Raw genomic sequence first — 13,276 nt, forward strand, 5'->3', positions numbered from 1 at the left:
ATCATAAATAAAATTTATATCTAAATTTGAGGGGAATCCATGGATAATAGAGATTGGCTTATCCTAAAACTTTTATATGAAAAGAAAAATATCAGCAAAACTGCTCTAAGCCTTTACATATCTCAGCCCGCGCTGACAAACAGGCTACAGCAACTAGAAAAAGAATTTGGGGTTCAAATTGTGCTAAGGGAAAGAAGAGGTGTATCCTTTACTCCTGAGGGAGAATATTTAGTGAAATATGCCGAGGAAATGCTCTTAAGGCTTGATCGGGTAAAGGAAAATATCTCGAACATGAAAGATGGCGTTTCTGGAACCTTAAGGCTTGGAGCTTCCAAGTTTATGATGAAGCACAAACTTCCACGCATATTAAAGCTGTTTAAAGAGAACTATCCTAATGTGGAGTTTAAAATAGTAACAGGCTGGAGCAGAGATGTATTTAATTTAATATATAATCAGGATGTCCATATAGGCTTTGTCCGCGGAGACTACAATTGGCCTGATAGCAGGCATTTGCTGTTTGAAGAAAATATCTGTGTTGTATCAAAAAGTATGATTGATATGAAAGCTCTTCCCAAACTTCCTAGGATAGAATATAAAACAGACTACCTGTTTAAATCTATACTAGATAATTGGTGGTCAGAAAATTATTCAGCACCTCCTCTTGTAAGCATAGAAGTGGATCAAGTGGATACCTGCAGAGAAATGGTTATAAACGATTTAGGCTATGCTATTATGCATGATATTGTAGTTAAAGAAACGGATGATTTGCATAGGATTAATATAACGGATAAAGATGGTGAGCCTATATTAAGAAGGACCTGGATGTTTTATCATGAGGATCTCTTAAAATTAAATCTGGTTAAAGCTTTCGTTGATTTTATTAAAAGCTGTGATTTAACTAGTTTATAATGTATTTATTAATATTTTAAATAACTCAAAGTTTTTCTTATCTTATTAAGGAAACCCCTGGCTAACCTTTAGCGATATGTCCAAATTATGTAAGGTATGCCGTCTTTTTCTCTCATATGTCAAAAGGTCAAACTAATGCACAATTGAACCCTGCTCATCGAATAACCTTCCATTTTTAACTTTATCCTTTAGAGTTAGCTTTAATTTAGCTACTATCTTATTTAAATCTTCAGCCAGCTTTGACAAAGATTCTGCAGATGAGGCAATTCTCTCAGTAGCACCCGACTGCTGATTAATGCTCGTCGAAATAGATTCTATCTCATTAGTAGTTGCATCTGAGGCTTGTTCGATACGAGCTAAAGCCTCACTTATCTTTACACTTCCTTTTGAAACATTATCAAGCAGAACAGACATTTCAGAAATCTTTTCCGCAGCTTGTTTTGTTTCTAAAGATATTTGCTTAAATGTTCCTCCGGCATTGCCCACTACTAATGCACCTTCATTTATTATCTCCATAAAGTGTTTCATTCCATCAACGGCAGTTTGAGCTTCCTTTTGAGTTTCCTCTACAAGCTCTTTTATAACACTGGCTGAGGATTGGTACTGCTCAGCCAGTTTTCTGATTTCATCCGCAACTACGGAGAAGCCTTTCCATGACTCTCCCGCTCTTACTGCTTCAATAGTTGCATTTAAAGCAAGAAGATTTGTCTGCCGAGCGATTCCTGTAATACTTCCTGTTATGGTTCCTATTTCGTTGGATTTGTCATTAAGCTTACCTATAAACTCATGAAGCTCTTTTGAAGAATTTAGTATAAGATTCATTTGATTAACTGCTTCCTGCATAGCTAATTGACCTTCTCCCGCAACCTTTGCAGTATCTTCTACAGTTTCTACAATCTGTCTGGTGCTTGTTGATAAGTTATTTATCATTGCAAGCCCTTCCTGAGCCTCTGAATTTGACTGCTCAATTGCTGCATTCTGATCTAAATTGTTACCTTGAACCTTCTCAACTGCTACTGACACATATTGAGCTGAGCCATAAAATTCTTCTGTTGTCGCAGTAAGCTCCTGTGAGGAAGCGGCTAGCTGCTCTACCTTGTTAATAATAGCTTTAACCATTTCTCTTAAACTGTTTGCCATTAATGCAACACTTTCTGAAAGCTTAACTATAGGCGAAGTAATTTTGCTGCTGTATATTATGGAAATAAGTACAGCTAAACCTATAAATACGCACGAAACAGTAATAAATGTTAGACTAAGCTTGCTTAATTCCTTAAGAACTTCTTTCTTATTTACAGATAAAGCAAAATACCATATATCTATGCCATTCATCTTAATAGGAACAATCAAAGCTTCAGATTCTCCGTCTGATAAGCTATATGTAATTATTGTATCCTTAGCTTCCTTTCTTTTTTCCCACACAGACTTAAGTTCATCTTTTGTATCTTCTTTTCCAAGCTCAAGCTTTCCAACGACCTCAGCATTTTTCCCATTTGATAAAATTTTACCTTTATCATCAAATGTAAATCCAAAACCACTTTCTCCATACTTAAGCTTCCCTGTCATTTCTTGAAGCTTTGCCAAACTAAGTGTAGCGTATGCAATACCTTTAGCATTGTTTTGATCGTCCAGTATTGGAGCTGCTACAACTACAGAAAGCTTTCCAGTTGTATTTGAAATTAAAACATCCGAAACTTGAGGCTTTTTTGTAGACATTGCTTCAGCAAAATATTTTCTGTCTGCAATAGTATCCTTTTCTCCTTTATAATTCCATCTGACTCCTTCTGCATTTGCAAAAGAAATATTATCAAAGGTATCTTTATAATGAGAAAACACCCTTGAAAGCGCCTTAACTCCTTGTTCCGGATCTGCGTTTTCCAACCCTTCTAAAAGAGCAATACCCTGAACCTTTGTAACTGCATCATTGAGAAAGCTTTGTACTTCTTTACCTCTGCTTTCTACAATACTTTTAATTAAGTCATCGTTTGTTTTTACTACGGTTTTTTGAGAAAAAACAAACCCAGTAATAGAAACTGCACCTAAACTGACTATTACTATTAAAGATACAATCAAGGCTGTTTTAAATCTCATTCCAATTGACTTAAATATTCCTCCAACTATCATTATACTTTACTCTCTTGCAATGCTCTTAATCACTATATTTAAAATGATTCTGCCATATATATTTACTAATATATAATAGAAAAAGTTCCCTAAGGAACTTTTTCTATTATATATGATATTATCAAACTGACTAAATTTTATAAAGGTAATACCCCTCCAATAGCTAATGTAACAACATAGATTACGAATAGCCCCATTGTAATTGGGAAACAGAATTTCTGCCATTCTCCAAGGTCTTGATCTGTTAAATTTAATAGTAGATATATTGATGCAACTAACGGACTTAGTAAGTGAACTGCTTGTCCAGTTAATGCAGCAATACCAATCTGTAAATTGCTGAAGCCATATGCTGCACCGGCTTTTAGAAGTACAGGCAGTACACCGAAGTAGTAGGCATCATTTGATAAGAAGAATGTTCCCGGTATACTTAATAAGCTTGTAATTCCAAGGAAGTGTGAACCCATGGATGCAGGTACTAAACTTACAATGTGATTTCCCATAGCTTCTGCCATCTTGGATTCTGTTAATATGCCCATAAATACACCAGCTGCCAATATCATACCAACAGTATGGATAATGCTGTCAGCTTGAAATGATATTGCTGATCTTTGATCTTTTAGTGTTCTAAAGTTTACTATAAGTGCTAAGGCTGTACCTATTTCAAAGGCTACGTTTGCAGGAACCTTTTGTGAAAGAAGTGCAACAAGAACTAAAATAGTTATAATAAAGTTTACAAAAACAAGTTTTGGTCTCTTAAGAGCCAGTTCTTCTTCTGTTAATGTTGCAGCCATTTCACCATGTGATGCCCCATCAAGAGTAGTAATTCCTAATCTCTTACGTTCCTTTAATCCTAGCCAGTAAGCAACTACCAATATGTATATTATACCAATCACCATTGCTGGAAGAAACGGTTTCATTAGTACGCCGCCATCAATGTTTGTAGTTGCGGCAACACGTGCAGTTGGACCTCCCCAAGGAATAAGGTTAAGAATAGTATTCATTAATACAACTAATGCTGCTAAATACATCTTTTTAATTTTAAGCTTGTTATAAATAGGAACTAAAGCTGAACATACTATAATATCTGTAGTTGCTCCATCACCATCTAAAGAAACAATTGCAGCTAACACAGCTGTTCCAATAAGAATCTTAAGCGGGTCGCCCTTTACTAGCTTAATTACCTTATTAACAAGTGGATCGAATAATCCTACTGTTAACATTATTCCAAAGAAAAGGATTGCAAAGAATAACATAAATGAAGTTGTTGCTACACCCTTAAGACCAGCCTGAATAAATGCAGGTAGCTTATTGGTAAACCCACCAATAATTGCAAATATTATTGGTACAATAATTAGTGATGTGAATGGACTTAATTTCTTAGTCATTATCAATACCATGAAGACAACAACGGTTAAGTAACCTAATCCGGCTAATAATGTCATAAAATTTACCCCCTAATTTTTTTGCTGATATAGCTTTAACAATATTGCGCGCATGATATGGTTTAACTATATCTTATGTAAAAACATTATTGATACGTTTTCATTATATTAAGGGGTAACTTTAATATCAATTGCATTTTTAACAATTTTGCAATTTTATGATGTATTTTCCGTGTATTCTTAAAATATTCTTAAAATACTTTTAAAATATTCTTAAAAACTGTTTTTTTAATGTACTCCTTATTAACTTACTTTATTTATCTGATTATACCTTCTATCAATCCGAGGAAAATTGTTACCGCAAGTAAATCAGCTGAGCCGCCAGGACTAATGTTTCTGTTTATAAAATCTAAATTCATATTCTGCAGTTTTTCTACAGCATTTACCTGGTGCATACCACCTGACATTATAAATTGCTTTGAGATTTTCATTACATAATATAAGCTTTCTATACCGCCTCTTGTAATTATATTTGTATCCTCACTATTAGACATAATATTTAGAAGAATGTCCAAAAACAATTCATTCTTTGAAAGTTCCTTTTTATTTCTCCATTCTCTAAAAACCCTGATTGCATTTTTTTGAACACTTGAAAAACCACTTTCAACTTCTCCTCTTATTCCTTTGAAGCCATACTTTTTATACAGGCTTTCTCCATGCGTAAGCACTGTCTTTTTTTCTACTCCTTTAAAATCCTTATCAGTTAAACCATTTGCAACTTTCTTTACCTCTTCTAAGACCTGCTCAATAGAAAAATTCTCTTTTCCTTCCCGCTCATATAGCCTTCCTACTGCTGTGCAAAGGATACCCATCGAAAATATAATGCCTTTATGTGTATTTATCCCTTCGGTGGCCACAAACATTGCTTTTTCACATTCTATTCCCGGTATTCTTATTCTATCCATAAGTTCTGTGCTTTCTTCACCTTGAAAATAAGCACCTTCTAAGACACACTCATATAAACCTTTGTATAAAGCAGAACTGCTAGCCATAAAAGTAAAAAAATCCATATCTTTATGAGCTCCTGAATCGTCTCTATCAACTAACCCCGGCTTTGGAGTTGTACTAACTTCGTACAATACGGCTCTTTGAGCTAATGCTGCAACATAATGGGCAAATTCTTCCTTAGTTTTCAAAATAAACTCCTACTTTCTTGTTTCATCTATTTCAGCAAGAACAATCTCGAGAGAGTATTCCAAATGCTCTTTAATAATACTATCTATAATCTCTTTATTTTTTTGAGTTATAGCCTTTAAAATTTCTCGATGTTCCTTCAGCGCCTTCTCTCTTCTTTCATTTTCAGAAATTGAAATATTTCTAAATCTTTGAAGATATTCATTTAACCTGCTTATCATTCCTGCAAGTCTTTTCATCCTACTAGCTTCGTAAATCTTTGAATTAAACACTCCAAACAGCCTTATTACTTCCTGAACATCTCCTTCTTTGTTTTTTTGCTCGGTCAAATCCAGTAAATTGGTAATATCTCTTATCTCTTCCTTTGTTATGTTGTCCATCGCATTTATAGATGCCAACACCTCCAGATTATGCCTAATTTTATATATCTCAATTACATCTTCAATAGATATCCTCTTGACTATTACGCCTACTCTAGGTATATTTTCAACCAGTTCTTCCATCTCCAGCATTCTTAAGGCTTCCCTAACAGGAGTCCTGCTTATATTTAGTCTATCAGCATATTCTTTTTCAACTATTCTTTCACCAACAGGAATAACTCCACTGATTATTGTTCTTCTTAAACTTTCATATACTACTTCTCTTATAGGCTTATTCTGACTAAAGTTTGTATTTTCAATTAGAACCTCTATATAATCTCTCATATGATAACTTCCCTTCCTAAGTTAAAAGCTACTTTTATATATAGATTTTAACTTAAAATAAAGAAAAAATCGAGGATATAAAAAAAGTTCCCTAAGGAACTTATAAAAGCCTGCTTATAACTTGGTAAAGTTTATTGAGCTCAATGGGCTTTAGAACATATTCATCAATATCCTCACTATAGTCCATAGCTTCTATATTTTCATCCATATATCCAGTCATAAGGACTATTTTTATATCTTTTCTAACAGCTTTAATAGCTGCTGCAAGCTCATTTCCTTTAAGATTTGGCATCATAAAATCTGTAATAATCAAGTCAGCCTCATGGGGATTTTTCTTAAATCCTTCCAGAGCTTTTGCACTGTCTGTCTCAGTCTCTACCAAATATCCCTCATGCTTTAAGCCATTTTTTAATACCTTTAGTATATCTTTATTATCATCCACTACTAATATTCTTTTTCTTATTCCAGAACTATTATTAAAAGTTACTTTTTTATTTGCTTTTATTTTCTTTTCTGAAAGAGGAAAATATACTTTAAAGGTACTTCCCACATCTTTCTTGCTTGATACAGTTATTGACCCTCCGTACTTATCAATTATACTTTGAACTACAAAAAGACCAAGGCCAGTTCCTTCACTCAATGTTTTAGTAGTAAAGAAAGGCTCAAAAATTCTTAACTTTGTTTCTTCACTCATTCCACAGCCATTATCACTAATAGTAAGTAAAGCATAATTTTTACCAACGGCTAGTTTACCTGTATCCTTCCTAGCCTCTTCTCTGGAAATAGTACATAAACCAATTTCAAGCACTCCATCTTTGTCCTTAATTGCCTGATATGCATTTGTACATAAATTAAATATAACCTGATGCAGTTGAGTGAAGTTAGCATTGACATATCCGTCAACTTCTTCAATACTCTCCTTGATGATTATATCTTTAGGCTTAACTGCCTTTACCAATTTGATAGTATCTTTTGTTACTTCCTTTATATCAATTGGCTCAGTCTTAGTGATTCCACTATCTTTTCTACTGAAAATCAGCAGTTGTTCAACCAGGTCTTTCCCTTTTCGTGATGCTTTGTATACCTCATTGAGTTCATCATGATACTCTTCTCCTTCAGGTATCTGCATGAGCAGCAGTTCAGAATAGCCAAGAATAGGAGTAAGCAAATTATTAATATCATGAGCTATCCCGCCGGTCAAAGTACCAATCATCTTTAATTTATGTGCATGGTTAAGTTCAGCTTCCTTTTTTCTAAGCTGTTCAGAGGTTTCATTTAGCATTTTCAAGTATCTTGTTTCATCTTCAAGTTCTTCTTTATTTTTTTTCATTCTTAGCAAAGTTGTAACGAAGAAATAAATAATAATAATAATTAAACTTACAATACCAACTATTTTAATAAGGAATCCATTTATCGGTCCTTGAATTTCATCATAGGACATAGTTAATGCAATAATCCAAAAATGCTCACCTAAGTTAACGGGAGTATATGCATTCAGCTTTCTAGCTTTTTTCAGCACATTGTCCCCCCACCAATAAGAGTGATAAATCGCTGTTCCTTCATTGCCCTTAAGCTGTTCATCTATTAACTTTTCTAGTTCATTGTAATCTAAATCAGGATATACCTGTTTTCTTGATTCTATAACATCCATGCCTACCTGCTCTTTAACAGTATGCATTATAATGATACCTTTCTGATCCTTTACTAGAGCGTAACCTTTTTCACCTACTTTTACAGGGGCAATTAACTTATCATAAATTATATCCAAATTAATAGCCGAGCAAAACATCCCAATAAAATTTTTACCGTCAAAAATAGGTTCATAGATATTTAAGGTAAAATAATTCTTGTCCTTGTTGTAGTAAGCATTTCCTATATAGGTTTCTTTTTTTGATAGGGCAGTTTTGATATCTTCCAATACTCCTTCATTAACATTGTCTAAAGTCTGAGGATATCGTATTATAATATTTCCGCTCGTATCTATATAATAAACGGAATCTATTTCTTCCCCGCCTGCATCATAATAGGTCTCCAGTTTTTTCTTATAGTTTAAAGAAGTTTTGTTTTGATCTAATTCTTTTACTTCTTTTATGAAGTCCTTGTCCAAAGTAACTACTTTCATGGTGTTTACTGTGTCGTTTACAAAGAGCTCAATGCTTCTTGCGATGGACCTTGAGTTTCCAAGCATATTCTGCAGTTGTTGATTTAGAATAGTTTTCTTGTATCCATCATAAGTAAGATAAATAAGTGTACTTAATATTAAAATTATAACGATAGCTATAGGTGTTTTTATTTTATCAACTTTTACCAACTGCTTGCCCCCCAGCTTGTACTTAAAATTTATATTGATTTATATGTGTTAATTTTATTATAATATAATAAAATTACTTTATCAAAACGTTTAACATTCTTTATTATAGATAAATAACTTCAACTATAAACTTATACCGCGTGAAAAAGGTGAAGATTCGCTATTTTTCCACTGTATAAGTTAAGTTTATATATTGTTTATCTAAATATCATTGTTAATTATGAGAGGTAGCTATGGATAAGTATAAAATTCTTATTGTTGAAGATGACACATCTATAAGTAAACTAGTTGATAAATCACTTTCAGCTCAAGGCATGCTGGTGTTTCAAGCTCCTAATGGCAAAAATGGTCTTGATATGATAAGTAAAGAAAACTTCGATTTAGTAATATTAGATATTTTTATGGATGATATATCCGGTTATGAAGTAGCAAAGGAAATTCGCAAACATAATCTGCAGCTTCCAATAATATTCCTAAGCGGAAAAAGCCAGGACGAATATATAATTAAGGGTCTTGATATAGGTGCTGACTGTTATATAACAAAGCCTTTCAGTCCTTTAGTACTTTGTGCTGAAGTTAAATCTAAAATAAAAAGACACAATGAAATTAAAAATAATAAAATCAAAATGCCTGAAGCTATTGTAAATGGCCCTTTCAGATTAGATCTAAAAAGTTACAAGTTCTATAAAAACGATATTGAGATTAGATTATCTTCAAAAGAGGTTAAGATAATTAAGTTTTTTATGGAGCATCCTAATCAGGTATTTTCTAAAGAAGAATTATACAAAAAAATTTGGAGTGATAATTCCTCCGATGATAATAGTATTATGGTATATATGAAGTATCTTAGAAATAAAATCGAAGAAGTACCAAACAAACCTAAATACATTAAAACAATATGGGGAATAGGCTACCAGTTTTCCGTATGAGTATGTTTCAAGTTAAACTTATACATCTCATAAAAGATTTATAGCTGACTGTTTTATGAGATGTATAAGTTTAATTCCATTATCAAAACTATGCTACTTATATAATTAAGCTTATATACTTTATTATTACAGGGAAAAATGCAATGATACATACATATCTAGCAAGTTGCATTATAGCTACTTTGGGTGCATCTCCTCCTAGGTCTTTAGCTATAAGCGCCATATCTGATACTCCTCCCGGAGCGCTTGCCAGCAGTGCAGTTACTATCTCTATCCCGCCAATCCTGCTTATAAAAAAACCAATGCAGAAGTTAACAAAAATAATGCCTACAAGCATAATAATAGCAGGTACAATTACGCTTTTTAACGCAATTACGTCAGTATAAGTCATTCTGCCACCAATAAGTATTCCAGCAAAAACCTGAGTTGCCCTCCTTAAATTAAGAGGCATATATCCTCTGCCTGTAAATATATTTAAAGTACCCGCTGCTATCATTGCAAAAGTCATAGCTCCCGCAGGAATTTTGAGTTCGAATCCAATAAATCCAAAAATCAGAGCTGTCAGCAAAGTTATTAGCAAGTTTATAGTCCTATCTTTACTAAGTTTTTTTCTATTTTCAATAAACTTATCAGCTTTAGCTGAATCAGTACATACCGCTTCTTCTCTAGCCGTATTAAGAATCTCATCTTTGTACAATTTCGAATGGATCATCTTCATCATTGGAGGCAGTACTATAAATACAATTAATAGTCTTATCATTTGCAATATGGCAACCTTTGAAGTATCTGCTCCCATATCACTGCTTATGAGTGACATATCTACAATTCCTCCTGGGGCGCTGGCAAAAAGGCAGGTAGTCAAATCGACTCCAGTTACTTTATACATGATATATCCCATTAGCAAATCCAGTAGAATCATACTTAATACCATTAAAACTGCAGGTTTTATAACAAATTTCAAATCAACAACATCTTTACGAGTTATACCGGCTCCAATAAATGCTCCAGCGGCTATTTGAGTTACAACTTTCACATCCTGAGGCATAAAAACTCTTCCTGTTGCTATATTAAAGGCAGCAGTGAAAATCATTGATCCCACCATAGCACCTGCCGGAACTTTAAGTCTTAAAGCAATTATCCCCCCCATAAAACCTACTAATATTGTTAAGATCAAATTAGTCATAAGCTTCCCTTTCTAATTTAGACTTGTCTTAATTTCTTAATTATTGTACCATTAAAACTATATTGTATCTAATACTATAATATTTATAAACATTATAGGTTTTAACCTATACAGAAAGCATTAAAATTCTTACATTGTGCCGAGCAAAATATCCAGTCTTCAAAGATTTTTGTAAAAGTAGAATGTAATAGAATTTTTGCTTTGTATATATTGAAATTAGGAGGAATGTATTTTATGGATTTTAGACAGCTCCAATATATGCTTAAAGTTGCCGAAGAAAAAAGTTTTTCAAAGGCAGCACAAAAATTATATATCGCTCAACCATCACTTAGCCAGTATATTCAAAAAATGGAGCAGCAGCTTGGTGTACAGCTTTTTGATCGTACAAACAATCCAATTACTCTCACTTATGCCGGAGAGCTTTATATAGAGACAGCTAAAAAAATATTAGACTTGAAAAATCAGCTTATACAGCAGATGGAGGATATTGTCGAGCTAAAAAAAGGTTGCCTTAAAATAGGTGTGGCGTCCTTCAGAAGTACATACTTTATACCAAAAGTTCTTCCTTTGTTTTATGAAAGATTTCCTGGAATTGAAGTGATTCTTTTTGAAGGAACATCCGGAGAATTGGAGGAATTAGCCTTAAAAGGTACTACAGATATAACAATTATGATGATGCCTGTACCAAAAGAGCTGTTTTCTTATGAAATCATTTTAAAAGAAGAAATACTTCTGGCTGTTCCTCCAAAACATCCTTTGAGTAAAAAAGAAGGTAATAAAATAAACTTAGCTGCACTTAAAAATGAATCTTTTATTTTACTTAAGCAAAATCAAAAACTACATCAAATTGCTGTTAATCTATGCAAACAAGTTGGTTTCAAACCAAAGATCCTACTTGAAACTGAAAGCATTGAAACTGCTCATGCTTTAGTTGCTGCTGGTATGGGCATATCTTTTATTCCTGATATCCTGCTTCTAGCAAATACCTACTCTAAGCAGCCTAAATATTTTTCCATAGAAGATTTTTCGGCAACCAGAGAAATGGTTGTTGCCTATAGGAAAGGAAGATATTTATCTACTGCTTCAAAGGAATTTATTAATGTGATGAAAGAGGCTTTAAGCTGATATAATATTGCAGCAGAAAAACAAAGGGTCTGCCCTGAAAATACTTAAACATAGAGAAGTTTTTATGGACTTCAAATAATACGCTGTAAGTTTAATGTATTTTGGGACAGCCCCAATTTTATAATTATTCTATAGTTCTTTAATTTTATTTATTATAGTTTCAGCTTCTTCTGACATTAAAAAATTATAAGTAGTCCCAGGTACCAAAGTTTTCAGCTCAGTGAAATTATCTTCTTTAATGAGGTTTCTGACTCTTGAGGCACTTACTGCACTATCTCCAATAAATATTCTCGGCACCTCAACAACTTCAACTCCTGATGCAGGAAGAAGTTCCTTCATAGTACTGTTATATACCTTCGTAACCTCACAAAAGGGTTCCTCTCCTACATACCTTCTGTTAATTCCAAGAGCAGGTACAATATACTTTATAAATATTTCAATGTCTAGTAAGGTATGAAGCTTAACAGCCTCGTCCTGCTTTTTCAAAAAGTATGATGGAAAGGTTGCCGAAGAAATTATATATTCTTCACCTTTATGCAATATTACATTTCCAAAATCTTTTTTGCCCTCTTCAACTAATTTAAATCTTATATCTGCAGGGAAAATAGATTTATCCTCTGTAACTACAAACACATGAACAACGTCACTTTCTTTAGAAGCTTTTTCTATTAAATACCTATGCCCTAAAGTAAAAGGATTACAATTTACCACTATACTTGAAACAATTTTTCCATCAACTTTTTTCTTACTAAGTTTTTCTGTAAACTTTTTTATTCCTCTTAAATCATTTTCAAATAAAATAACTTTTTCAGATACCTCAGCTATTTCGTAAAAGCCTAAATCCCTAAAAATATGCTTATTCTCCGGTTTAGTAAAAATAAATAAATGATATCTTCCTCTGCTGTACTGCTCATTAATTAAGTTAGTAATAAGTTTATTGGTAATCCCCATACCCTTATATTCATTGTCTACTGCAATACATTTTAAAACCTTCCCCTCTATAGAGGCAGTTCCAACTATCCTATTGTCATCATATAGTGCAGTAGTATATTCCAAACTTTTATCATATCTCAAGCCTTCTTTTAAGAGAAAGTTTCTCACTTCTTCTATTTTTTTGTAGTCATTTTTCCTTATAATCTCTTCTCTTAGGTTTAACCACTCCATTTCAATCACCCTCTAGTTCATGACTCCTGATTAATTGTAATTTTATCATATAAATTGTATATTCTCAATGCACCCTCTCCGAAGTATCTATTTTTAAAAATAGCTCCAGACCATTAAACTTTACAATAGCCCTCTAGCCGTTTTATTATATTCCTCTTTATTATCCCAAGTGTTCTTATGTTATGACTTATGTATATACTTTCAAAACTCAAATAATAATTTTCAGTCAATTATTAACCGATTTCTCCTTC

At 33.1% G+C, this 13,276-nt stretch carries 10 protein-coding genes; 3 read left to right on the forward strand and 7 right to left on the reverse strand.

Features of this window, described 5'->3' with window-relative positions; all coding sequences use genetic code 11:
• The first annotated feature begins 39 nt into the window (after positions 1–39).
• A complete protein-coding gene (locus JK636_RS21040; RefSeq protein WP_202750942.1) occupies positions 40–909 on the forward strand; it encodes a LysR family transcriptional regulator in 870 nt (289 codons plus the stop codon).
• A gap of 132 nt (positions 910–1,041) precedes the next feature.
• Here JK636_RS21040 and JK636_RS21045 read toward each other — a convergent pair whose 3' ends face one another.
• The 5 genes from JK636_RS21045 to JK636_RS21065 form a co-directional block, all read right to left on the reverse strand.
• Positions 1,042–3,033, reverse strand: a complete 1,992-nt coding sequence (locus JK636_RS21045) for a methyl-accepting chemotaxis protein (protein ID WP_202750943.1) — start codon at positions 3,031–3,033, stop codon at positions 1,042–1,044.
• A 137-nt stretch (positions 3,034–3,170) separates the two neighbouring features.
• On the reverse strand, positions 3,171–4,475 hold the full coding sequence (locus tag JK636_RS21050) for a CitMHS family transporter (RefSeq protein WP_202750944.1): 1,305 nt from the start codon (positions 4,473–4,475) through the stop codon (positions 3,171–3,173).
• Positions 4,476–4,732: 257 nt separating this feature from the next.
• Positions 4,733–5,611 carry a triphosphoribosyl-dephospho-CoA synthase CitG gene (citG, locus tag JK636_RS21055; RefSeq protein WP_202750945.1) on the reverse strand — a complete coding sequence of 293 codons (879 nt, stop codon included), beginning with the start codon at positions 5,609–5,611 and terminating at the stop codon, positions 4,733–4,735.
• A 9-nt stretch (positions 5,612–5,620) separates the two neighbouring features.
• Entirely contained in the window at positions 5,621–6,313 is a 693-nt protein-coding gene (locus JK636_RS21060) for a GntR family transcriptional regulator (protein ID WP_202750946.1), read from the reverse strand.
• Between the two features lie 100 nt (positions 6,314–6,413).
• On the reverse strand, positions 6,414–8,624 hold the full coding sequence (locus tag JK636_RS21065) for a sensor histidine kinase (RefSeq protein ID WP_243428280.1): 2,211 nt from the start codon (positions 8,622–8,624) through the stop codon (positions 6,414–6,416).
• A gap of 233 nt (positions 8,625–8,857) precedes the next feature.
• Between JK636_RS21065 and JK636_RS21070 the strand changes: the two genes are divergently transcribed.
• Entirely contained in the window at positions 8,858–9,553 is a 696-nt protein-coding gene (locus JK636_RS21070) for a response regulator transcription factor (RefSeq protein WP_202750947.1), read from the forward strand.
• Between the two features lie 97 nt (positions 9,554–9,650).
• On the opposite strand, the gene JK636_RS21075 is transcribed toward JK636_RS21070, so the two are convergent.
• Entirely contained in the window at positions 9,651–10,736 is a 1,086-nt protein-coding gene (locus JK636_RS21075) for an AbrB family transcriptional regulator (protein ID WP_202750948.1), read from the reverse strand.
• Between the two features lie 234 nt (positions 10,737–10,970).
• On the opposite strand from JK636_RS21075, the gene JK636_RS21080 reads away from it, so the two are divergent.
• Positions 10,971–11,861: a LysR family transcriptional regulator gene (locus JK636_RS21080; RefSeq protein WP_202750949.1), complete on the forward strand. Its 891-nt coding sequence runs from the start codon at positions 10,971–10,973 to the stop codon at positions 11,859–11,861.
• 129 nt (positions 11,862–11,990) lie between these two features.
• Here the strand turns inward: JK636_RS21080 and citC are convergent, their stop codons facing one another.
• Complete coding sequence (gene citC / locus JK636_RS21085; RefSeq protein WP_202750950.1) at positions 11,991–13,025, reverse strand: [citrate (pro-3S)-lyase] ligase; 1,035 nt, start codon at positions 13,023–13,025, stop codon at positions 11,991–11,993.
• Positions 13,026–13,276 lie beyond the last annotated feature (251 nt).

The sequence above is a fragment of the Clostridium rhizosphaerae genome (assembly GCF_016765585.1).
In the GTDB taxonomy this organism is placed as follows: Bacteria; Bacillota; Clostridia; order Clostridiales; family Clostridiaceae; genus Clostridium_AT; species Clostridium_AT rhizosphaerae.

What these genes read in the sequence shown, in the direction of transcription:
- JK636_RS21080 (WP_202750949.1), top strand. Translation starts at nt 10,971, where the DNA reads ATGGATTTTAGACAGCTCCAATATATGCTTAAAGTTGCCGAAGAAAAA.
- JK636_RS21060 (WP_202750946.1), bottom strand. Translation starts at nt 6,313, where the DNA reads ATGAGAGATTATATAGAGGTTCTAATTGAAAATACAAACTTTAGTCAG.
- JK636_RS21070 (WP_202750947.1), top strand. Translation starts at nt 8,858, where the DNA reads ATGGATAAGTATAAAATTCTTATTGTTGAAGATGACACATCTATAAGT.
- JK636_RS21040 (WP_202750942.1), top strand. Translation starts at nt 40, where the DNA reads ATGGATAATAGAGATTGGCTTATCCTAAAACTTTTATATGAAAAGAAA.
- JK636_RS21045 (WP_202750943.1), bottom strand. Translation starts at nt 3,033, where the DNA reads ATGATAGTTGGAGGAATATTTAAGTCAATTGGAATGAGATTTAAAACA.
- JK636_RS21075 (WP_202750948.1), bottom strand. Translation starts at nt 10,736, where the DNA reads ATGACTAATTTGATCTTAACAATATTAGTAGGTTTTATGGGGGGGATA.
- citC (WP_202750950.1), bottom strand. Translation starts at nt 13,025, where the DNA reads ATGGAGTGGTTAAACCTAAGAGAAGAGATTATAAGGAAAAATGACTAC.
- JK636_RS21050 (WP_202750944.1), bottom strand. Translation starts at nt 4,475, where the DNA reads ATGACATTATTAGCCGGATTAGGTTACTTAACCGTTGTTGTCTTCATG.